The following is a 19,190-nucleotide window of genomic DNA, read 5'->3' as shown; positions in this document are numbered from 1 at the left end:
CAAGTGATATGGCACCCCGTCGGTCACCTGCCACCACCCACTCGCGCGTTCGACGGACAAGTGTTTGCGTGCAGGTGACCGGTGGGTCGCCCCGTCCTCAGTAGCGCAGCACCGCAGCCATCCCGTCCGCGTCCCCGAGCGCGCCGTCCGGGACGAAGCGGACCTCGGCGCCGGTCTCCAGGCACTGCTCGACGATCTCGTCCACGATGTCCGCGCGGGCGTCCAGGTCACCGTCCTCGGCGATGACCAGGTGGTCGCCGGCGTCGTGCACCGTGATCCGGTAGTTCTCCTCCACGGCCAGCAGCCGGACCCGGCCCTCCCGGGCGCTCTGCCACAGCTCGTCGACCCCGGCCGCGAACTCCTTGCGCCCCCGGGCCGACTCCAGCGACCGGGCCACGTCCTCGGTGCTCCTGCGCCCCTCGGCCTCCAGCACCGGCCGCACCGCCTGCCACACCGCCTCGGGCGTGCCGTGCGCGAGCCCGCCGTGCGGAACCTGCACGGCGTCCTTGGCCACACTGCCGGCCTCGCCCAGCAGGGACAGGGCGGCGGGCTCACCGGTGATGTACAGCGGCCGCGGGTGGCCGCGCAGCAGCTTGGCCATCGCGGTGTCCGCGTCGCGCAGGAACCGGCGGGTGTCCTCGTCCCGGAAGTTGCTCGGCTGGTCGCCGACCTGCTCCTGCCGCTCGGGGTCGAAGTTCCGCTCCTCCCGGATCAGCGGGAAGCCGCCGGCACGTTCCTCGGTGACCCGGTCCACGCCGCCGCTCCACAGGGTGGCCCGGTCGGCGGACACGGACAGCACCCAGAACGGCCGTTCCGCCGTGTGGGCGGAGACGAGGTTGCGGGTCAGGAAGGTGTCGGAGAGGACGATGCGCTCGGGCACGGTGCGGGCGAGCGACCACACCTGGTGCTCGCCCGGCGCGGCGAAGATGACCAGGCCGTCCTCGGAGTGCGCCAGGTCGACCTCGGTCAGGGCCCGGTCGAGCTGCAGGGCCACGTCGGTGCGCCGGTCCCGGGTGACCGCGGGATCGGCCTCCAGTTTCTTCTTGGCCTCGGCCACCGCGTTGCGCAGCCGGACGGCGTCCTGGGTGTTCAGGGGCTCGCGCCGGTGCGTCGGTGTCAGCACGGACACCGCGGGGTAGGGGCGCGGGCGGCGAAGCTCGGCAAGGGCCGCGGGACTCAGATCGTGCTCCATCAGTCTCCTAGTGAGGGGACCACCGGTTTCAGCCGGTGGGGGAATCGCTTCCCTGGCCTGTTACGTTCCTTTCGTCCCGGAAGGGACCGGTTCGGGCTGGACCGCAACCCTCGGGTTGGGAGCCCCCCTCCTTCAGGTGGGGGAGCGGAGTCACGACAGCACCATAGGGCGAATTCGCCAATAGGGCATTCGGGGCAAAGGGGTCCGCGCGTCTCCGGGGCCCGGGCGGCCGCTCAGACGCGGCCGTCGTCCTCGGATCCGCAGGAACTGCCGCTGCGCGGCAGGGAGCCGTAGAGCAGGAAGTCGTCGATCTTGCGGTGGACGCACTCGGACACCCCGTAGCCGGTGTGTCCCTCGGCCCGGTTGTCCAGCAGCACGGCGGAGGGGCCGAGCCGCTCGGCCGTCTCCACCGTCCAGCGGTACGGCGTGGCCGGGTCGCCCCGGGTGCCGACCAGCAGCATCTTCGGCGTGTCGAGGTCCTTGACCTGCTCGCGGATGTAGTCGGTCCCCTTGGGGCGGCCGTAGCAGAGCACCACCTGGGCGAGCCGGTACGGGCCGAACACCGGCGAGGCCTCCTCGTAGGCGCTGCGCAGCCGGGCCAGGTCCCGGGTCAGCCGTCCGGCGTCCGGACGGTCGGGGTCGTCCGCGCAGTTCACCGCCATCAGCGCCGCCGGCAGGTTGTCCAGGGGCACTTCCTCCTCGTCGACGAGGGGGTGGTCGGCCCGCTGCGGCACGGGCAGCGTCACCCCTCCGGTCGCGAGGGCCTCCACCCCGCGCGTGTCCCCGTCCTCCATCAGCTGGGCGAGCGCCCGCTGCAGCAGCGGCCACATCTCCTTGGTGTAGAGGCCCTGCCCGATGGCGCCGGCCAGGTCCTGACCGGTGAACTCGTAACCGAAATCGGTCGGCACCGGGTTCTCGTCGAGCGAGTCGACCAGCTCCACGACCTGCGGGCGGGCCGCGCGAGCGTCCTGCCCGAACGGACAGGCGAGCTCCTCGGTGCACCACGTGAGGAAGTTGTCCAGCGCGGTCTGCTGGCCCCGGGCGCTGGCCAGCCCCTGCTCGGCCAGCGGCTCGGTCAACGTGTCCACGCCGTCCAGCGCCATGCGGCCGACCTTCTCGGGGAACCGGGCGGCGTACACGGCGCCGAGCCGGGTCCCGTACGAGAATCCCAGGTAGTTGAGCTTCTTGTCACCGAGCGCCTGGCGCATCACGTCCAGGTCGTGTGCGACGTCCACGGTGCCGATGTGCTCGAGGACCGGGCCCGAGTGCCCGGCGCACTCGGCGGCCACCTCGCGCAGCTTGCGCAGCGTGTCGCGCGGATCCGCCGTCTCCTCGCCGTCGGTGGCCTCCAGCGCCTGACCGGTGGCGTCGGTGCCGCAGCTGACCGGTGCGGAACGGCCGACGCCCCGCGGGTCGAAGGAGACCACGTCGTAGTCCTCGGTCAGGCCCAGGAAGTCCTCGCGGCCGCCGGCGAGTCCCATCACCCCCGAACCGCCCGGGCCGCCGAAGTTCAGCAGCACCGAGCCCCGCGGGTCGCCGGAGGCGCGGTAGCGGGCGAGGGCCAGTTCGAGGGTGCCCCCGTCGGGCTTCGCGTAGTCGAGCGGCACGGTGACCGTCCCGCACTGCATGTCCTCCGGCAGGTCCGCGCTCTCGCAGGCCGCCCATGTGATCTTCTGGTCGTAGAACCGGTCGAGGTCGGGATCCGCCCGGCCGGTGGCCGTCAGCCCCGTACCCAGCAGGGCCAGCCCGACCGCCCCGGTGGCCGCGCAGCGCCGGACCGAGGGCCGCACCGCACAGCGCCGGACCGAGGGTCGCTTGGACAACTTGGCCAGCATCGATGCCTCCAGGGACGCCCCGACCGGCGCCCTCGCTCACCATAAGCGGGCCCCCGGGCTCCCGCCCGTCGGCCCCGCGACGGCCCGCCGGGCGCCCCGGTCCGGTGTTCGGCCACCACGAGTTCGGCGGCCTTTGCCCGGGGTTCGAGCGCCGGGACGCCCGATGGGGTGAACCGGCCGTGGCATACGGATGAGCCATAACCCGGATGCCACAACCGCGTTCTGTCCGGTGCGGGCGAACGCCCGCGACCATGTCCGGAAGGCAGGGAACCGATGAGACGGGTTACCCGAAACGGTGTGATCGCCGTCGCCGCGGCGTCGGGCGCGATGGCCGTGGCGGTGCCGGCGTACGCCGATGCCGGGGCGGAGGGCGTCGCGGCCGGTTCGCCCGGCGTGGCGTCCGGGAACACCATCCAGCTTCCGGTGCACGTCCCGGTGAACATGTGCGGGAACACCGTGAACGTGGCGGGTCTGCTCAACCCCGCCGCGGGCAACACCTGCGTCAACGAGGACACGGCCGGGCAGGCCGCGTCCACGGAGTCCTCCGCCGGCGCGACGGCCGGGAGCGGGACGTACGACTCGCCGGGCGTGGTGTCCGGCAACGGGGTGCAGCTGCCGGTGGATCTTCCGGTCGAGGTCAGCGGGAACAGCGTGAACGTGGTCGGCGCCGGCAACGCGTCGGTCGGCAACACCTCCACGAACACCTCCGGCGAGCGGCCCGACCGCCCGGCCGGACCCGAGCCCGCCGCGCCGCCGCGCACCCTCCCCGACCCGGCGCCGCACGCCGCCCCGCCGCACACCGCCGCCCTCGCCGACACCGGCGCCGACCGGACGCTCCCGGTCCTCGGCACCGGTGCCGCGCTCTTCCTGGGCGGAGTCGCCCTGTACCGCCGCGCCCGCCTGTGGACGTACGGCTGAACCGCCCGGAGAAACGATCGGCCCCGCGGGTCAGCCGCGTCCGCGGTGGAACCGCCGGTGCAACTCCTTGACCTCGTCCGCCAGCCGGGGGACGGGTCCGGCCACGGTCACGCCCGGGGCGATCTCGGTGACGGGCAGTGTCCGCACCGGCGGGGCGGGCACCCCCAGCTCGGTGAGCCAGGACGCCAACTGCTCGGAGGAGGCGACGTACACGATGCGTCCGAGGCCCACCCAGGCGTGGGCGGCGGCGCACATCGGGCAGTGCTCGCCGGAGGTGTACACCGTGGCCGCGGCCCGTTCTGCGGGGGACATGCGGGCCGCCGACCAGCGCGCCAGCTCGAACTCGGGGTGCCGGGTGCGGTCCCCGGAGGCCACGCGGTTGTGGTCCTCGGCGAGCACGGTGCCGTCCCCGGCCACGAGCACCGAACCGAACGGCTCGTCACCGGACTCCAGCGCCTCGGCCGCCAGTTCCACGCAGCGCCGCAGATACGGCAGTTCCTCGTCCCGCACGACCATGGTCCGGCCTCCTCGCCACGCTTGACCGAGAGCAACGGTAATCCCGTTGCCCCGGGTATCCCTCCATGATGGAGTCCGGTACATGGATCAAGCTGCTGTACTGACCCTGTTCGACCGTGAGATGCGCGAGGGGGCGCGGCCCGACGGCCCCGGTGCGGAGGTCGAGCGCGTCGGCGCCGTGGTGCGCCACAAGGGCCCCGCACACGGCTGGAACGGCGTCGTCTGGTCCGCCCTGGGGACGGCGGACGCGGACGCGGCGATCGCGGAGCAGGTCGCGTACTTCACCGGGCTCGGCCGCGAGTTCGAGTGGAAGCTGTACGGACACGACCTGCCGGTGGATCTCGGGCAGCGGCTCGTGGCGGCCGGGTTCACCCCCGAGCCGGCCGAGACGCTCATGGTCGGCGAGGTCACCGGCCTCACCCTCGACACCGAGCCGCCCGAGGGCATCCGTATCGTGCCCGTCACCGACCGGGCGGGCGTCGACCTGGTGGCCGATGTGCAGGGGAAGGCGTTCGGCGCCGACGCCTCACGGTTTCGCCGGCAACTGCTCGACCGGCTCACCGCCGACCCCGGCACCGTCGTCGCCGTCGTGGCCCTGGCGGGCGACGAACCGGTGAGCGCGGCACGTATGGAGCTGGTGCCGGGTACTCCGTTCGCCGGGCTGTGGGGCGGTGGCACGGTACGGCACTGGCGGGGGCGGGGGATCTACCGTGCGCTGGTGGCCCACCGGGCCCGCGTCGCCGCGGACCGGGGCTACCGCTACCTCCAGGTCGACGCCTCCGGCCAGAGCCGGCCCATCCTCGAACGCCTCGGCTTCACCCCTCTGACCACGACCACGCCGTACGTGTACGCGCCCGTGCGATAGGGCGAAGCGGTACGACGGCACCCGGCGAGCGGTGTCGGCGCGGGCCGCGCGGCCCGCCGGATTCCCGTCAGCGGCCGGTCTTCGCGCGGTCCAGCGCGGCCACTCCCAGTGCGGCGAGGCCGATCTGGATCAGCCACTCCACCCAGTCGACGCCCTTGGTGTCGGCCACCCCGAAGGCCGTCGCGATCGCCGAACCGATCAGCGCGGCGGCGATGCCGACGAGAATCGTCCAGAGGACTCCGATGCGCTGACGACCCGGGACCACGAGCCGGCCCAGGATGCCGATGACAATACCGATGACGATGGCGCTGATGATGCCGTCGATCTCCATCTCGCCCCTCTTCTCATGGCCTCCGCTGCACTGCGTATGCCCCCCGGCCGCCGGGACAGTCCCGCCCGGACACGAAAGGGCCGGCCCGCGCTCGACGCGGACCGGCGCTCGGCTCCTTTCGTGGCCTTCCTATGAACGACGGGAGCTCTTGGCGGCCGTGGCGGCGCAGGCCGTGCCCAGGATCAGGGTGAGGGCGCCGATGACGATGTTGTTCCAGATGACGCCGGCGTCGGGGTTGGTGCCGACGATCCACGGCGAGACGATCATCCACAGACCCAGGGCGCACATGGCCCCGCTGAGGCCGTACATGCGCGCAGGGGCCGCGGTGAACCCCATGGCGAGCAGAGCGATCGCGATGCCCACGATCAGGTTGTGGGCCACGAGCGCGGGCTGGCTCGTCGTGTAGTGGAGTATCCACGGGGACACCGCACAGTAGAGACCGAGCAGGAACACCGGTCCGTCCACGAGGGCCACGTCACGACCGCCGAGCATACGGTCGTACCGTTCCCGCATCTCGGGAGCATCGGGGTGGCTCGTGATGTCACCGCGCGGGTGCGAGACGTTGGCCATGAGTCGTCTCCTTTGACTAGCAGGCCTGACCGCGTCTGGTGCGGTATGCGGTAAGAGCCGCGTTAGTTCATTCTGCCCTTATTTCCCCTTTATGTGTAGGGCTTGGGAGGGGTCCGGTCCGATGCCGTCCTCCGGTGTCGCCGCAGCGCCCTCCCCGTGTCGCGCGCGGGGGTGCGCGTCCGTGCCCCGACGCGGGATCCGTCGGGTTCCCCGCGGTCCCGGATTCCGTCCCGGCGCCGACCGCCGCGGGCCGGCCTGCGCGCCCGCGTCACGGTGACTGGTCTAAACCCTTGACTGGTACAGACCAAAGCGGTTGAGTGTGCCTCCACACCCCCCACCACGGCCGCCCCCACTGCCGTGACCGGCCCCGCCGGCATGTGCGGGCGAGGCCCCGCTCGGGCATGTCCTCGCCCGGGAGCGGCCGTGTTCCGCAAAGGAGTTGTTCCCTTGTCGAGAAGACGCATCGCCGCCGTGACCGCCGCCCTCGTCCTCGCCGGCAGCGCGCCGGTGCTGCTCCCCGCCGCCACCGCCTCCGCCGCCACCTGCTCCAGCTATCCGAACTGGGTGGCCGGGAAGTCGTACAACGCCGGTGACATCGTGCGTTACACCGACGGCAGGGCGTACCGGGCCGAGCACGCCAACCCGGGTTACGACCCGATCATCAGCACCTGGTACTGGGAGCCGTACGCCTGTGACAACGGCCCCGGGGCGCCCGTCGGCAATTTCGTCGTGACCGAGGCGCAGTTCAACCAGATGTTCCCGAACCGGAACCCCTTCTACACCTACAGCGGGCTCACCGCCGCGCTGAGCGCCTACCCCGGCTTCGCCAACACCGGCAGCGACACGGTGAAGAAGCAGGAGGCCGCCGCCTTCCTGGCCAACGCCAGCCACGAGACCGGCGGTCTGGTGCACGTGGTGGAGCAGAACACCGCCAACTACCCGCACTACTGCGACTGGGGGCAGCCGTACGGCTGTCCGGCCGGGCAGGCCGCGTACTACGGGCGCGGGCCGATCCAGCTGAGCTGGAACTTCAACTACAAGGCGGCGGGCGACGCGCTCGGCATCGACCTCCTGGGCAACCCCTGGCTGGTGCAGAACGACGCGGCCGTGGCCTGGAAGACGGCCCTGTGGTACTGGAACACCCAGTCCGGCCCGGGCAGCATGACCCCGCACAACGCCATGGTCAACCAGGCCGGTTTCGGCCAGACGATCCGCAGCATCAACGGCTCCCTCGAGTGCGACGGCCGGAACCCGGCGCAGGTGCAGAGCAGGGTGAGCAAGTACCAGCAGTTCACCCAGATCCTCGGAACGTCACCCGGCGGCAACCTGTACTGCTGACGTCCGGCCGCTCGGCGTGGTGTCATGCACCTGACCTAGGACCCCCCGGGCCGCGGCCCGCGCACCGCACGTGCGCGGGCCGTCCCTCGGACGAAGGGCAGCCACCATGCGCACCCCCCACGCCCTGCTCGCCACGACCGTCACGGCCGCCGCGCTGGCCGCGACGGTCGTGGCACCCGCTCCCGCCGCGGCGGCTCCGTCGCCCGGCGCCTACTACGTCCAGAGCGCGACGACGGGGCTGAACGCCGCCGATATCTTCGGGGCGGTCGAGCAGCACAGACCGCGCGGCGACGAGGACCGTCAGCAGTGGAACCTGGGCGCCGACGGCACCCTGGAGAACACCGACAGCCCCGGCACCTGCCTCGGCCGCACCGGCGATCGGGCCCGGACCGTCGCCTGCGCGAGCCCGGAGGCACGCTGGGAGATCACCTCCGTGGGCGCGGACCGGTTCACGCTCACCGTCCCCGGCACCGACCGCCGCCTCGCCGTCGCCCCGAAACCCTCCGGTGCCAACCATCCCGCCCCGCTCGCCGTCGGCAGCGGCACGGACGACCTCGCCACCTGGTACCTGACCCCGGTCGACCCGGTGACCCGTCCCCTGCCGCCGCAGGACCGGCGCACCCTGGACCAGGTCACCTTCCTCACCGCCCACAACGCCTACGCCAACGGCGTCGACGGCGGCTTCGCCCCGCCCTTCATCGATCTCTTCCCCAACCAGAACCGGGGTATCGAGCGCCAACTCGCCGACGGTGTCCGCGGATTCATGCTGGACATCCATCAGACCCCGGACGGTGCGATCCTCTGCCACAACAGCTGCACCCTGGTCAGCAGGCCCGTCGCCCTGTGGGTGGACCTCCAGCGGATCGTCGACTTCCTGCGCGCCCACCCCGATCAGTTCGTCACCGTCTTCCTGGAGGACTACGTCGACCCGGGCGTCCTGCGCGCCGAACTCGCCCGCGTCCAGGGGCTGTCGGACGTGCTCTACCGGCCGGACCGCACCGGTGTCCGCGAGCGCGGCTGGCCGGCCATGGGGGAGCTGACCGCCGCCGGACACCGGCTGCTGATCCTCACCGACCACAGCCGTGCCGCCGACCGGGCCGCCGGAACGACCCGGGACACCTTCGGCGTGATGTACCAGCGCGAGTGGACCGTCGAGAACCACTGGTCCATGGGCCCGGGCGTCGGCGCCTCCGACTGGTCCTGCTACAGCCGGTGGTACGACGCGGGCACCAACATCCCGCTGACCCGCACCGAACCCGGCTTCCGCCCCCTGTTCGTCATGAACCACTTCCGGGACACCGCGATCGCCTCCACGGCCGGCACGGACAACTCCAAACTCGCCGACCGCGCCCGCCGGTTCTGCCGGCCGGCCGCCCGCAAGAAGCCCAACTACCTCGCCGTGGACCGCTACGACCTCGGCGACCCGGCGGCGGCCGTCACCGCCCTGAACACCTACGCGTATCCGTAGCCGCCTCGCCGGTCCCGCTCCGGGAGCCTCCTCGGAGCGGGACTGGCGAACCCGGTGGTTTTACGTATAACCTCTCCGGTCAATCCCCTTTCGAGAGGTCACGATGAGACGCATCCCCCTGGTCACCCTCGTCGTCGACGACTACGACGAGGCGATCCGCTTCTACACCGAGGCGCTCGGTTTCCGGCTCGCCGAGGACGCGCCCCGGCCGGACGGCGGCCGCTGGGTCGTCGTCGAGCCGGACGCCGGGCACACCGGCACGGGGCTGCTGCTCGCCCGCGCCAAAGGGGAGGCCCAGCGGGCCAGGGTCGGTGACCAGACCGGCGGGCGCGTGGGCTTCTTCCTGCACACCGACGACTTCGCCCGCGACCACGCGCGCATGACCGCCGCCGGCGTGACCTTCCTGGAGGAGCCGCGCCACGAGCCGTACGGCTCGGTCGCCGTCTTCCAGGACCTGTACGGCAACCGCTGGGACCTGCTCCAGCCCGTCACCCCCTGATCTGCCCCGCCCTCTCGCCGAACGATCCGCTGAGGAACGACCGCACATGTCATCTACGCGCATAGACGCCGAAGCTCTCCGCCGCCTCCCCAAGGCGGTGCTGCACGACCACCTCGACGGCGGTCTGCGTCCCGCGACCGTCGTGGAACTGGCCGAGGCCGTCGGTCACACCCTGCCCACCACCGACCCCGACGAGCTCGCCGCCTGGTACGTCGAGGCCGCGAACTCCGGTGACCTGGTCCGTTACATCGCCACCTTCGAGCACACCCTCGCCGTCATGCAGAACCGCGAGGGCCTGCTGCGCACCGCCGAGGAGTACGTGCTCGACCTGGCCGCCGACGGGGTCGTCTACGGCGAGGTGCGCTACGCCCCCGAGCTGAACACCAGGGGCGGGCTGACGATGAGCGAGGTCGTGGAGACCGTCCAGGAGGGCCTCGCCGCCGGCATGGCCAAGGCCGCCGCCGCCGGGACGCCCGTCCGGGTCGGCACCCTGCTCTGCGGCATGCGGATGTTCGACCGCGTCCGCGAGGCCGCCGATCTGGCCGTCGCCTTCCGGGACGCCGGTGTCGTCGGCTTCGACATCGCCGGCGCCGAGGACGGGTTCCCGCCCGCCGACCACCTCGACGCCTTCGCGCACCTGCGCCGCGAGAGCGTGCCGTTCACCATCCACGCCGGTGAGGCCCACGGCCTGCCCAGCATCCACCAGGCGCTCCAGGTGTGCGGCGCCCAGCGCGTCGGGCACGGGGTGCGCATCACCGAGGACATCGTGGACGGCAAGCTCGGCCGCCTCGCCGGCTGGGTCCGCGACCGCCGGATCGCGCTGGAGATGTGCCCCACCTCCAACCTCCAGACCGGCGCCGCGACCTCGATCGCCGGGCACCCGATCACCGCGCTGAAGGACCTCGGCTTCCGCGTCACCCTCAACACCGACAACCGTCTCGTCTCGGGCACCACCATGACGCGGGAGATGTCCCTGCTGGTCGAGCAGGCCGGCTGGACGGCCGAGGATCTGCGCACGGTCACGGTGAACGCCGTGAAAAGCGCGTTCCTCCCCTTCGACGAGCGGAACGCGCTCATCCGGGACGTCGTCCTGCCCGGCTACGAGCGCGTGCTCTGAATCAGCCCCCGCGCGTACGCGGCCTGTCCGACGTGCTGCAGATCGTCGGACAGGACGCTGACCAGCCGTACGCCCAGGGTCACCGGAGGATCCCAGCCCTCGTCGACGACGCGCTCCAGGTCCCCCGCGGCCAGTGCGCGCAGCGCCCCCAGGGTCTGCTCGTGCACCGCGTCGTGATAGCCGGTCAGCAGGTCACCGGAGTCGACCCGCACCTCGGCGACCTTCGCCGAGGTGTGGCCGTACCCCGTGTCGTGGCGGGGCAGGCCGAGGTCCAGGCGTTTCTCCCAGCCCTGGGAGAGCCACACCTGATCGAGCCCGAAGGCGTCGGCGACGTGGTCGTCCTGGACCCGGGTGAGGTGCCAGACCAGCCAGGCGACGGAGTTCGCGTCGGGGCCGGGCCGGGCGTCGAGCTCGCCGGGTCCGAGGCCCTCGACGGCGGCGTGGACCTCTTCCCGGACGCGGCCGAAGCCGTCGATGAGGATGTCCTTGGCATGCATGCCTCCACCCTCGCGCATCCGCGCGCCTCACGCGCCCCCGTCGTCCAGATCCAACAGGGTCATCAGCGCCCGCGCCGCCGGGCTCGTCGCCCGCGGTGACGGCACCAGGGCGACCGTCTCGTACACCGCCTCCCCGGTGTCCTTCAGCGGGAGCGCGGTGAGCGCCTCCCGCTTGTGCCGGAAGTGCCGCGGCACGACGGCGACGCCCAGGTCCTCGTCGACCAGGTCGAGCAGGCTGTGCACGTCGTTCACCTCCAGTGCCACCGTGCGCCGTACGCCCGCGGCGGCGAAGGCGGCGTCGGTGGCGCGGCGCGGACCCCAGTCCGGGTGGAAGTCGACGAAGACCTCGTCGCCGAGATCGCGCGGGGTCAGCGGCGCCCCGGCGCGCGCGAGACGGTGGCCGGGGTGGCAGAGCACCGTCATCGGCTCGCTGGTCAGCGGCACGGACCGCAGCTGCTCCGGGTCCGCCTCCGTCCGGTAGGCGAAGGCCAGGTCCAGCCGCCCCGCGGCGACCTCCTCCGCCAACGCGGCCGAGCCCCACTGGCGCAGCCGGATCTCCACGTCCGGGTGGAGCCGCCGGAACGTGGCGAGCAGCTCCGCCACGTTCACCCCGGCGATGCACTGCTCGGTGCCCAGCGCGAGGGTGCCGCGCAGCACGCCCTGCACCGCGGCCACCGCCTCGTGCGCGGCCCGCACCTGGGCGAGGATCCGCTCGGCCTCCGCCAGCAGCGCCCGGCCGGCCTCGGTGAGCGTCACCCTGCGGGTCGTCCGGACGAACAGCGGGGTCTGCAGCTCGCGCTCCAGGGCGCGGATGGAGGCGGACAGGCCCGACTGGGAGACCATCAGCCGCTCCGCCGCGCGGGTGAAGTGCTGGTCCTCGGCCACGGCGACGAAGTGCTGGAGGTGACGCAGTTCCATGATTGAGAAGCGTATCCGCTGAATCCCATCGGATTCTTCTGTTGGACCACTGCCCGCAGGTCACGACAGAGTGGACGGGCGGTTCGACGGAACCGCCGAGACGTGTGCCAACCCCCTCTGGAGTCGTGTTGTACACCGCACACCCCGACCGTTACGCGGACATGCCCTACCGGCGCACCGGACGCAGCGGCCTGAAGCTCCCCGCGCTCTCGCTGGGCCTGTGGCACAACTTCGGTCCCGACCGTGCGGCCGAGACCCAGCGCGCCATCCTGCGCCGCGCCTTCGACCTGGGCGTCACCCACTTCGACCTCGCCAACAACTACGGGCCCCCGCCGGGCGCGGCCGAGTCCGCCCTCGGCGAGGCGCTGAAGTCGGACTTCGGGCGGTACCGCGACGAACTGGTGATCTCCACCAAGGCCGGCTACCTGATGTGGCCGGGCCCGTACGGTGAATGGGGCTCGCGCAAGTCCCTGCTGTCCTCGCTGGACCGGAGCCTGGGCCGCATGGGCCTGGACCACGTCGACATCTTCTACTCGCACCGCTTCGACCCGGAGACTCCGCTGGAGGAGACGATGGGCGCGCTGCACTCGGCGGTCCAGCAGGGCAAGGCGCTGTACGTCGGCGTGTCCAACTACTCGGCCGAGCAGACCCGCGAGGCCGCCCGCATCCTCGGTGAGCTGGGCACCCCGCTGCTGATCAACCAGCCCCGTTACTCGATGCTCGACCGCCGTCCGGAGGACGAGGGGCTGATGGACACCCTGGACGAGCTCCAGGTCGGCTCCATCGCCTACTCCCCGCTGGAGCAGGGTCTGCTGACCGCCCGCTACCTCGACGGCATCCCCGAGGACTCCCGGGCCGCGAGCGACAGCCCCTTCCTGAACACCGACGCCGTCACCGGGGACCTGGTGGGCCGGCTGCGCGCGCTCGACGAGATCGCGGCCTCGCGCGGCCAGACCCTGGCGCAGATGGCGCTGTCCTGGGTGCTGCGCGGCGGTCGCCTCACCTCCGCCCTGGTCGGCGCGAGCAGCCCGCAGCAGCTCGAGGACAGCGTCGCGGCCACCCGGAACCTCGACTTCGGCGAGGAGGAGCTGGCCCGCATCGACGCGGTCGTCAAGCAGTAGCGGCACCGGTGCGGGCCGGGCGCCGTGGTGCCGCCCGGCCCGCCGGGTCACGCCCCCTCGGGCACCCGGTCCAGGAAGCCGTACACGGCGCGGACACGGTCCTCGGCGTCGAGCGTGATCACGTCCGAGCCGGCGACGGGGGCCGAGCCGTCCGCCCGGTTCACCAGCTCCCAGGAGAAACGCGCGGTGTCGTGGTGGCCGTCGACGTTCCCCACGAGCCGGAAGGCGAAGCCGGGGAACTGCTCGTGCGTCGCCGCGATCACCGCGGTGATCGCCTCGTGGCCGACGGCGTCGGACAGCGGGTCGGTGTAACGGCCGTCCGCGGTCCACACGTCGGCGACGGCCTTGGCACGCGCCTCGGCGCCATCGGCGTTCCAGGCCTCGAAGTAACGGGCGACGACGGCGTCGTAGCGGTGGGCGGCTGTGGTCATGGCGAATTCCCCCAGGGAGGTCGTGTCTGCTGGCCGGACAGTGGATCCCGGTCGTGGCGACCCGGTACACGCATCCTGCCCGCGCCGCCCGGCCGCGGTCGATTACCTCCGAGGTCATGTGCGGCCCGTCGGCCACACCCGTACCATTTCGGCCAGCGACGGCCGTGAATATGCCAGGAGACTGGCCGGAAACACATGGTGACAGTGTTTCAGCGGTGAACATACTCGACAGCGAGAGCGCTTCACACCGCGCTACGGCGCCCTCACGCACAGCACGCGAGCCACGAGGCGGGCAGCCGGCCCGACCCGGCGGGCGAGCAACGCAGCGGGGGAGGGAACGTGCACGACGAATTCCTGTGCCATGTCACCGCGTACGGAGTCTGCGACGGCCGGCGCATCGGCGTACCGCTCGGCACCTACCGGGCGCCCACCCTCGCCCTCGCCCTGTGGTGGCTGCGCGACCGTGCCCTCTGGATCGCCGAGCGCCTCGACCCGCAGCCCGACGCCGAGCACTTACCGCAGGGGGCGCTCGTCCCCGTCGCCGACGACGTGCCCGACGTACCCGCCGTACTGCGCACCTGGTGCGGCGACGTCGCCCGGCAGGAGGAGGTGGCCGAGACGCTCGCCGCCGGACGGATGGTACGCGTCGCCACCGGTGACGAAACCACCGAGTACGAACTGCTGGCCGAGTCCGTGGACGCCCTGCGCATGCAGCGCGCCGCCCGCGTCCTCGGCGTCCCGGTCGCCTGACCACACCCTCCGCCCCGGCCACGCCGGGCATCCGGACGGACACCACGTCGCGGCGCCCCGCTGAGCGGCAGCGTCCTCGACGACCCACCGCCACGCCTCGCCGGCGGGCGGCCCGACGAGACGCACGAGAGCGCCGTGCCGGACCTGACGGCCTGTGCCGGCCCCGGCGCACGGCCGGTGCCGGGGCCGCCGGCGTCACCAGGTCAGCGGTCGGTCACGGTGCTGCCCCGCCGGCGTACCACTCGCGCCGCCAACGCCCCCGCGAACCCGGTGACCAGACCCCACAGCAGCGCCAGCCCCAGGGCGCTCCACAGGCGAGGCCTCAGCAGCACCTGGCCGGAGAAGCCCTCGCCCAGATCGCCGATGCCGAGTACGGACAGGCCGAACCGCGCGGAGATCCGGACCATGAGGCAGATCATCAGCACGGTCAGCGCCAGCGCCACCGCCATGTGCACGGCGTGCCGCCAGGCCCGGGCCGGGGAACGGGCCGCCGTCACGAACGCGGTGGCCCACAGCAGCACCGCGACCACCACCGGCAGCCACCACCACCTCCCGCCGTCGTGCTCGGTGAGCGTGCCCAGGTTCAGGGTGGAGACGTCCGGTGTGCGCAGGACCTCGTCGAGCACATGCGGCATGGGCAGCCCGAAGGGCCCCTCCACCCTGCCGTCCCAGGTGGCACCGAGCCCGATCGTCAGCGCCAGCCAGACCACGTTGGGCAGCCCCAGCAGGATCACGGCGAACGTCTCGGCCGGATGCCCCCGGGTGGCGGCGACGACCAGCGCGATGACGAGGCCGATGACGACGGCGGCCGACAACAGCAGCGCCATCGCGTGCGCCGCGGGACGCACCGACGTCCAAAAGCGCAGCAGCCCGGCCGGCAGCGGGGCGCCACGGGACACCAGCAACGACACCAGCAGCACGCCCGCCAGCCAGAGCAGGCCGATGAGGACGGTCGGCGGCACGTCGGTGGAGAACCCCACCACCGGCCTGATCCCGAACAGGTCACCCAGGTCGCCGAGCGGGCCGTCCCCGAGGGAGAGCTCGTACGTGTGCCGCGCGGCGAGCGCGAGACCGAGGAGCGCGAGCAGCCACAGCGCGGCGATCCTCACCGCCCACCCGGCCAGCTCGGGCGCGCCGGCGACCGCCCGGTGCCGCAGAGGGCGCAGAAAGCCCCAGCCGATGACCAGCGCCCCGGTGAGGGTGACGGACAGCGGAATGACCGTCAGACCGCCCTCCGTACCGGCCAGGCCGCCGACGTCCCCGGAGAGCTCCACCGTCCCGCCGACGGCCGTGACCACGGTCGCCGCGACCACCTGGGGGAAGGAACCGGCCGGGAGGTCCGCGGCGCCGGCCGCCCACAGTCCCGACGCGGCCACCGCGCCCATGGCGATCAGCGCGCCGAGTACCGTGGCGAGGGCCTGCGCCCAGCCGTGACGGGCGACCGGACGGCCGGAAGGGGTGCGTGAGCTCACGTCTGCACGCTAAGCAGCCCCGGCCCGCCCCGCCCGCCGAGAGCCCCTGGGGGGTGTCGTTTGGATCAGGCCGGCTTCGGGCGACGGCGCCTCACAGCCGAGCCGGGCGGGGTCCGGTGCGTGCCGGACCCCGCGCCCCCGGCAAGATCCCAACGACATCTCCTAACCGTGATGCCCCTGGCCCGTCCGGATCACCAGGGCGTGGTCGCCGAGGCCCAGCAGGCGGTCGGCCGGGAGCTCGCCGAACGTCGTCAGGACCGCCTCGATGCGGGCGGTGGCCGGATCGAACGCCGCGTCGAGCACGGTGCCGCGCGCCTCGCCGCACTCGGTGAGCACGCTGCTCCCCACCAGGTCGCGGTGGGGCGGGACATCGGCCGGGTCGCCGACCGGGCGCGCGATCAGCATGTCCGGGCCGACCGCGCCCAGGTCGGCCCAGGCCACCACGGCCTCCCTGCGCAGTCGTCCGCGCCGTATCCGGACATGCGTGACCTCCCCGGACGCCGCGTCGACCGTCAGCGCGCGCACCGCCCCGACCCGGTCCGCGTCGCCAGGGGTGAGGACGGGCAGCCCGCGCACCCGTGAGAACAGCATCATCGGACCGCGCCCCTCCCGCGGCCGTGGCGGACGCCGTCACGGGCGGCGAAGGCCGGCAGATCGTCGGTGACGTAGGTCGTCGCGTGGGCCGGGATCACCAGCGTCCGGCCGGAGAGGCTCAGGGCCTCGCCCCGCGGCACGTACACCTGGTGCCGTCGGTGCCGGGAGCCATGCACCAGCTCCCGGTGCGCGGCGAGCCGGAACGCGACGAGCCGGCCGCTGGTGCCGCCCTCGACCAGCACGTCGAGCACTGTGCCCACCATGTCGCCCCCGTCGGTCAGCACCTGCGCCCCGAGCAGCCGTCCGCGCAGGGCGTCACGGCGCGCCACCGACCGGGGCAGGTCGCACAGCGCCCCCTCGTCGCGGACCATCACCGCGTGACGGCCCAGGCAGTGCACCGCCTGCCAGGGCAGATCCTGCGGCAGCGGGCCCGACATCAGGGTCCGGCCGGTGAGGGTGAAGCTCGCGATCCGCCCGGCCGCCGTGTCGAAGACCGTGTCCTTGACGTGCGCCACGGCATCGCCGCCCAGCGTCACCACGGGCAGTGTCGTCAGGCTCCGCACCGCCGTCAGTCCGTTCATGGCGCCCCTTCCGCCGAACCCCGGAAGAACCCGGGTTCCCCGCCCCACGGAGCGAACACCGATCAGGTGGACTGTGTCGCGGGAGTCGGGGTACCAGGACTGGTGCAGATTCGTCCGGCCGGCCCGGCTTCGCGGAGAGAAACGAGCATGACCCATCACCTGGACGGGGCAGTGGTACCGACTGGTTTCGACGTACCCGTGGAACCGCTGCGGCGGGCGGCACACTTCACCGGCGAGCCGGGATGCATCGCGGAGGCGCGGAGGTTCGCCGCGCACTTCCTCCAGCAGCTCAGGACCGAATGGTGCGCCACGATCGACGAGCGGGCCGACGGCGCGGTGCTGCTGGTGGTGAGCGAACTGGTCACCAACGCGGACCGGCACAGCGAGGGGCCGTACATCCTGGAGCTGGAGGGCACGGACACCTCGCTCACGGTGTCGGTCTACGACAGCAGCGCCAGCCTGCCCCGGGTCTTCCCCCGCAACCCCGATCGTGTCGGCCGGCACGGTCTGGAGATCGTCCGCGCGCTGGCGCGGGACGTCCGTGTGGAACGCGTGCCGGTCGGCAAGCGTGTGTGCGCGGTGCTGCACCTCGACGCCGGCTGACCGGCCACGGCGGGCCCGTCCCGTCAGGCCGTCAGGCGCAGCCGAGCTCGCCCAGCATGCCCTCGCGCAGACGGGTGATGATCCGCTTGATCAGGCGGGACACGTGCATCTGCGAGCAGCCGAGGCGCTCGCCGATCTCCGCCTGGGTGGCCTCCTCCACGAACCGCAGGTGGATGATCTCCCGGTCGCGTTCGCTGAGCTCGGCCATCAGCGGAGCGAGCGAGTGGAAGTCCTCGACGAGGCGCAGGCCCTCCTCCTCGACGCCGATGAAGTCGGCCAGGACGGCCTCGCCGTACTCGGGGCCGTCACCGGTGAGGGCGGCGTCCAGCGACGAGGAGTTGTACCCGTTCGCGGCGATCTGCCCCTCGACGACCTGCTGCTCGGTGATGTTCATCAGCGTGGCCAGCTCGCCCACCGTGGGCTCCCGGTCCAGCCGGCTGGCGAGCTCCTCGCGGGCCTTCGCCAGCTCGACCCGCAGCTCCTGGAGCCGGCGCGGTACATGCACGGCCCACGTGGTGTCCCGGAAGAAACGCTTGATCTCACCGACGATGTACGGCAGCGCGAAGGAGGTGAACTCGACCTCGCGGGACAGCTCGAACCGGTCGATGGCCTTGATCAGGCCGATCATGCCGGTCTGCACGACGTCGTCCATGTCGTCGCCGCGACCGCGGAACCGCCCGGCCGCGAACCGGACGAGGGACATGTTCATCTCGATGAGGGTGTTGCGCGCGTACTGGTACTCGTGCGTGCCCTCCTCCAGCTCCGCCATGCGACGGAAGAACTGGCGGGACAGCTCCCTGGCGTCGCGCGGGGCGACGGCGCGCGGATCCGCCACTTCCCGCAGAATCCCGTCACCCGTCCCGGCCTCGGTGCGCTTCTCCGCGGCCTGCGCCTGCGACCGGATCACGGCGGTCTTCATTACCTCTCCCCACGGACGTCACGGCCGACATGTGCCTGAGCCCTGCGGGTACCCAGGTCACGCGAACCCATGCCCACCATGTTCCGAAAGGTTCGAAACCGCGGTGCGCACCGGTCGTCACTCGTACGTCCGATGGTACGGCCACGCGGCCCGTGCGGCAGTCCCGGCCACGCCCCCGGAGCGCCTTCACTCAGGGCGGAACTCCGCTCCCTTCCCCTGGCGAGCGGAATTCCTAGGCTGAGGAGGTGACCAATCAAGAGGTGACCACCCCAGCGCCGAACCGTGCCCGCGTCATCCCCCTGCGACCCGGCCCGCCGCCGGACCCGGCCCCCGCGCCCAGAGAGCCGCTGCTGCGCGACCTCGTCGGCGACGTGCTCCGCAGGGAGCGGCTCGCCCAGGAACGGACGCTGAAGGACGTCGCCGACACGGCCCGGATCTCCATGCCCTACCTCTCGGAGGTGGAGCGGGGCCGCAAGGAGGCATCGTCGGAGGTCCTCGCGGCCGCCGCCCAGGCGCTCGGTCTCGGCCTCGGCGACCTGCTGACCCGGGCCCACGGAGAGCTGGTCCGCGTCACCGGCCGGCGGACCGCCACCACGGCCCGGGGTGTCTCCGGCTCCGCGCACAACGGGCTCTGCCTGGCCGCGTGACCGGCGCC

Annotated in this window: 22 protein-coding genes; 10 read left to right on the top strand and 12 right to left on the bottom strand. The window is 72.5% G+C overall.

Going from position 1 to position 19,190, the window contains the following annotated elements; genetic code table 11:
* Window positions 1–97: 97 nt before the first annotated feature.
* Together ACH4VX_RS05395 and ACH4VX_RS05390 are read right to left on the bottom strand one after the other, a co-directional pair.
* Window positions 98–1,192 carry a chemotaxis protein gene (locus tag ACH4VX_RS05395; protein ID WP_398366010.1) on the bottom strand — a complete coding sequence of 365 codons (1,095 nt, stop codon included), beginning with the start codon at window positions 1,190–1,192 and terminating at the stop codon, window positions 98–100.
* A 233-nt stretch (window positions 1,193–1,425) separates the two neighbouring features.
* The gene (locus ACH4VX_RS05390) at window positions 1,426–3,027 is read right to left on the bottom strand and encodes an alpha/beta hydrolase (RefSeq protein WP_398366009.1); all 1,602 of its coding nucleotides are present in this window, start codon (window positions 3,025–3,027) and stop codon (window positions 1,426–1,428) included.
* A gap of 297 nt (window positions 3,028–3,324) precedes the next feature.
* Between ACH4VX_RS05390 and ACH4VX_RS05385 the strand changes: the two genes are divergently transcribed.
* Window positions 3,325–3,945: a chaplin gene (locus tag ACH4VX_RS05385; protein ID WP_398366008.1), complete on the top strand. Its 621-nt coding sequence runs from the start codon at window positions 3,325–3,327 to the stop codon at window positions 3,943–3,945.
* 30 nt (window positions 3,946–3,975) lie between these two features.
* Here ACH4VX_RS05385 and ACH4VX_RS05380 read toward each other — a convergent pair whose 3' ends face one another.
* On the bottom strand, window positions 3,976–4,461 hold the full coding sequence (locus ACH4VX_RS05380) for a nucleoside deaminase (protein WP_398366007.1): 486 nt from the start codon (window positions 4,459–4,461) through the stop codon (window positions 3,976–3,978).
* An 82-nt stretch (window positions 4,462–4,543) separates the two neighbouring features.
* Between ACH4VX_RS05380 and ACH4VX_RS05375 the strand changes: the two genes are divergently transcribed.
* Window positions 4,544–5,326, top strand: coding sequence for a GNAT family N-acetyltransferase (locus tag ACH4VX_RS05375; protein ID WP_398366006.1), 783 nt, complete (start codon window positions 4,544–4,546; stop codon window positions 5,324–5,326).
* 67 nt (window positions 5,327–5,393) lie between these two features.
* Here the strand turns inward: ACH4VX_RS05375 and ACH4VX_RS05370 are convergent, their stop codons facing one another.
* Both ACH4VX_RS05370 and ACH4VX_RS05365 read right to left on the bottom strand, forming a co-directional pair.
* Window positions 5,394–5,657, bottom strand: coding sequence for a GlsB/YeaQ/YmgE family stress response membrane protein (locus tag ACH4VX_RS05370; protein ID WP_398366005.1), 264 nt, complete (start codon window positions 5,655–5,657; stop codon window positions 5,394–5,396).
* A 129-nt stretch (window positions 5,658–5,786) separates the two neighbouring features.
* On the bottom strand, window positions 5,787–6,227 hold the full coding sequence (locus ACH4VX_RS05365) for an SPW repeat protein (RefSeq protein ID WP_398366004.1): 441 nt from the start codon (window positions 6,225–6,227) through the stop codon (window positions 5,787–5,789).
* A gap of 447 nt (window positions 6,228–6,674) precedes the next feature.
* On the opposite strand from ACH4VX_RS05365, the gene ACH4VX_RS05360 reads away from it, so the two are divergent.
* The 4 genes from ACH4VX_RS05360 to ACH4VX_RS05345 all read left to right on the top strand — a co-directional run bounded on the left by ACH4VX_RS05360 (window position 6,675) and on the right by ACH4VX_RS05345 (window position 10,649).
* Entirely contained in the window at window positions 6,675–7,565 is an 891-nt protein-coding gene (locus ACH4VX_RS05360) for a glycoside hydrolase family 19 protein (RefSeq protein WP_398366003.1), read from the top strand.
* 106 nt (window positions 7,566–7,671) lie between these two features.
* Window positions 7,672–9,033: a PI-PLC domain-containing protein gene (locus tag ACH4VX_RS05355; protein WP_398366002.1), complete on the top strand. Its 1,362-nt coding sequence runs from the start codon at window positions 7,672–7,674 to the stop codon at window positions 9,031–9,033.
* Between the two features lie 103 nt (window positions 9,034–9,136).
* Window positions 9,137–9,532 carry a VOC family protein gene (locus tag ACH4VX_RS05350; protein WP_398366001.1) on the top strand — a complete coding sequence of 132 codons (396 nt, stop codon included), beginning with the start codon at window positions 9,137–9,139 and terminating at the stop codon, window positions 9,530–9,532.
* 46 nt (window positions 9,533–9,578) lie between these two features.
* Window positions 9,579–10,649, top strand: a complete 1,071-nt coding sequence (locus ACH4VX_RS05345; RefSeq protein WP_398366000.1) for an adenosine deaminase — start codon at window positions 9,579–9,581, stop codon at window positions 10,647–10,649.
* Here the strand turns inward: ACH4VX_RS05345 and ACH4VX_RS05340 are convergent.
* Both ACH4VX_RS05340 and ACH4VX_RS05335 read right to left on the bottom strand, forming a co-directional pair.
* A complete protein-coding gene (locus tag ACH4VX_RS05340) occupies window positions 10,631–11,146 on the bottom strand; it encodes a DUF664 domain-containing protein (protein WP_398365999.1) in 516 nt (171 codons plus the stop codon). The genes ACH4VX_RS05345 and ACH4VX_RS05340 overlap by 19 nt on opposite strands.
* A gap of 27 nt (window positions 11,147–11,173) precedes the next feature.
* Window positions 11,174–12,064, bottom strand: a complete 891-nt coding sequence (locus tag ACH4VX_RS05335; RefSeq protein ID WP_398365998.1) for a LysR family transcriptional regulator — start codon at window positions 12,062–12,064, stop codon at window positions 11,174–11,176.
* Between the two features lie 128 nt (window positions 12,065–12,192).
* Between ACH4VX_RS05335 and ACH4VX_RS05330 the strand changes: the two genes are divergently transcribed.
* Window positions 12,193–13,185, top strand: a complete 993-nt coding sequence (locus tag ACH4VX_RS05330; RefSeq protein ID WP_398366298.1) for an aldo/keto reductase — start codon at window positions 12,193–12,195, stop codon at window positions 13,183–13,185.
* Window positions 13,186–13,232: 47 nt separating this feature from the next.
* On the opposite strand, the gene ACH4VX_RS05325 is transcribed toward ACH4VX_RS05330, so the two are convergent.
* Complete coding sequence (locus ACH4VX_RS05325; protein ID WP_398365997.1) at window positions 13,233–13,616, bottom strand: nuclear transport factor 2 family protein; 384 nt, start codon at window positions 13,614–13,616, stop codon at window positions 13,233–13,235.
* Between the two features lie 339 nt (window positions 13,617–13,955).
* Between ACH4VX_RS05325 and ACH4VX_RS05320 the strand changes: the two genes are divergently transcribed.
* Complete coding sequence (locus ACH4VX_RS05320) at window positions 13,956–14,366, top strand: hypothetical protein (RefSeq protein ID WP_398365996.1); 411 nt, start codon at window positions 13,956–13,958, stop codon at window positions 14,364–14,366.
* A 203-nt stretch (window positions 14,367–14,569) separates the two neighbouring features.
* Here the strand turns inward: ACH4VX_RS05320 and ACH4VX_RS05315 are convergent, their stop codons facing one another.
* The 3 genes from ACH4VX_RS05315 to ACH4VX_RS05305 all read right to left on the bottom strand — a co-directional run bounded on the left by ACH4VX_RS05315 (window position 14,570) and on the right by ACH4VX_RS05305 (window position 17,013).
* Window positions 14,570–15,838, bottom strand: coding sequence for a streptophobe family protein (locus ACH4VX_RS05315; protein WP_398365995.1), 1,269 nt, complete (start codon window positions 15,836–15,838; stop codon window positions 14,570–14,572).
* 162 nt (window positions 15,839–16,000) lie between these two features.
* A complete protein-coding gene (locus ACH4VX_RS05310) occupies window positions 16,001–16,432 on the bottom strand; it encodes a PRC-barrel domain containing protein (protein ID WP_398365994.1) in 432 nt (143 codons plus the stop codon).
* Window positions 16,429–17,013 (bottom strand): PRC-barrel domain-containing protein, encoded by a 585-nt coding sequence (locus ACH4VX_RS05305; protein ID WP_398365993.1) that lies wholly within the window; start codon window positions 17,011–17,013, stop codon window positions 16,429–16,431. Before ACH4VX_RS05305 ends, ACH4VX_RS05310 begins: the two co-directional genes overlap by 4 nt.
* Before the next feature lie 147 nt (window positions 17,014–17,160).
* Here ACH4VX_RS05305 and ACH4VX_RS05300 point away from each other — a divergent pair, with 147 nt between their 5' ends.
* On the top strand, window positions 17,161–17,616 hold the full coding sequence (locus tag ACH4VX_RS05300; RefSeq protein ID WP_398365992.1) for an ATP-binding protein: 456 nt from the start codon (window positions 17,161–17,163) through the stop codon (window positions 17,614–17,616).
* Between the two features lie 31 nt (window positions 17,617–17,647).
* Here ACH4VX_RS05300 and ACH4VX_RS05295 read toward each other — a convergent pair whose 3' ends face one another.
* Entirely contained in the window at window positions 17,648–18,535 is an 888-nt protein-coding gene (locus ACH4VX_RS05295) for an RNA polymerase sigma factor SigF (RefSeq protein ID WP_398365991.1), read from the bottom strand.
* Window positions 18,536–18,795: 260 nt separating this feature from the next.
* Here ACH4VX_RS05295 and ACH4VX_RS05290 point away from each other — a divergent pair, with 260 nt between their 5' ends.
* On the top strand, window positions 18,796–19,182 hold the full coding sequence (locus ACH4VX_RS05290; RefSeq protein ID WP_398366297.1) for a helix-turn-helix domain-containing protein: 387 nt from the start codon (window positions 18,796–18,798) through the stop codon (window positions 19,180–19,182).
* Window positions 19,183–19,190 lie beyond the last annotated feature (8 nt).

The sequence above is a fragment of the Streptomyces sp. NPDC020731 genome, from assembly GCF_044334705.1.
GTDB lineage: Bacteria > Actinomycetota > Actinomycetes > Streptomycetales > Streptomycetaceae > Streptomyces.
Note: the sequence above shows the minus strand (reverse complement) of the source record. Positions and strands in the feature narration are given on the sequence as shown.

Excerpts from the sequence above, each read along its gene's own strand:
- ACH4VX_RS05395 (WP_398366010.1), bottom strand. The coding sequence starts at position 1,192 with ATGGAGCACGATCTGAGTCCCGCGGCCCTTGCCGAGCTTCGCCGCCCG.
- ACH4VX_RS05390 (WP_398366009.1), bottom strand. The coding sequence starts at position 3,027 with ATGCTGGCCAAGTTGTCCAAGCGACCCTCGGTCCGGCGCTGTGCGGTG.
- ACH4VX_RS05380 (WP_398366007.1), bottom strand. The coding sequence starts at position 4,461 with ATGGTCGTGCGGGACGAGGAACTGCCGTATCTGCGGCGCTGCGTGGAA.
- ACH4VX_RS05375 (WP_398366006.1), top strand. The coding sequence starts at position 4,544 with ATGGATCAAGCTGCTGTACTGACCCTGTTCGACCGTGAGATGCGCGAG.
- ACH4VX_RS05370 (WP_398366005.1), bottom strand. The coding sequence starts at position 5,657 with ATGGAGATCGACGGCATCATCAGCGCCATCGTCATCGGTATTGTCATC.
- ACH4VX_RS05365 (WP_398366004.1), bottom strand. The coding sequence starts at position 6,227 with ATGGCCAACGTCTCGCACCCGCGCGGTGACATCACGAGCCACCCCGAT.
- ACH4VX_RS05355 (WP_398366002.1), top strand. The coding sequence starts at position 7,672 with ATGCGCACCCCCCACGCCCTGCTCGCCACGACCGTCACGGCCGCCGCG.
- ACH4VX_RS05350 (WP_398366001.1), top strand. The coding sequence starts at position 9,137 with ATGAGACGCATCCCCCTGGTCACCCTCGTCGTCGACGACTACGACGAG.
- ACH4VX_RS05345 (WP_398366000.1), top strand. The coding sequence starts at position 9,579 with ATGTCATCTACGCGCATAGACGCCGAAGCTCTCCGCCGCCTCCCCAAG.
- ACH4VX_RS05340 (WP_398365999.1), bottom strand. The coding sequence starts at position 11,146 with ATGCATGCCAAGGACATCCTCATCGACGGCTTCGGCCGCGTCCGGGAA.
- ACH4VX_RS05335 (WP_398365998.1), bottom strand. The coding sequence starts at position 12,064 with ATGGAACTGCGTCACCTCCAGCACTTCGTCGCCGTGGCCGAGGACCAG.
- ACH4VX_RS05325 (WP_398365997.1), bottom strand. The coding sequence starts at position 13,616 with ATGACCACAGCCGCCCACCGCTACGACGCCGTCGTCGCCCGTTACTTC.
- ACH4VX_RS05310 (WP_398365994.1), bottom strand. The coding sequence starts at position 16,432 with ATGATGCTGTTCTCACGGGTGCGCGGGCTGCCCGTCCTCACCCCTGGC.
- ACH4VX_RS05305 (WP_398365993.1), bottom strand. The coding sequence starts at position 17,013 with ATGAACGGACTGACGGCGGTGCGGAGCCTGACGACACTGCCCGTGGTG.
- ACH4VX_RS05300 (WP_398365992.1), top strand. The coding sequence starts at position 17,161 with ATGACCCATCACCTGGACGGGGCAGTGGTACCGACTGGTTTCGACGTA.
- ACH4VX_RS05295 (WP_398365991.1), bottom strand. The coding sequence starts at position 18,535 with ATGAAGACCGCCGTGATCCGGTCGCAGGCGCAGGCCGCGGAGAAGCGC.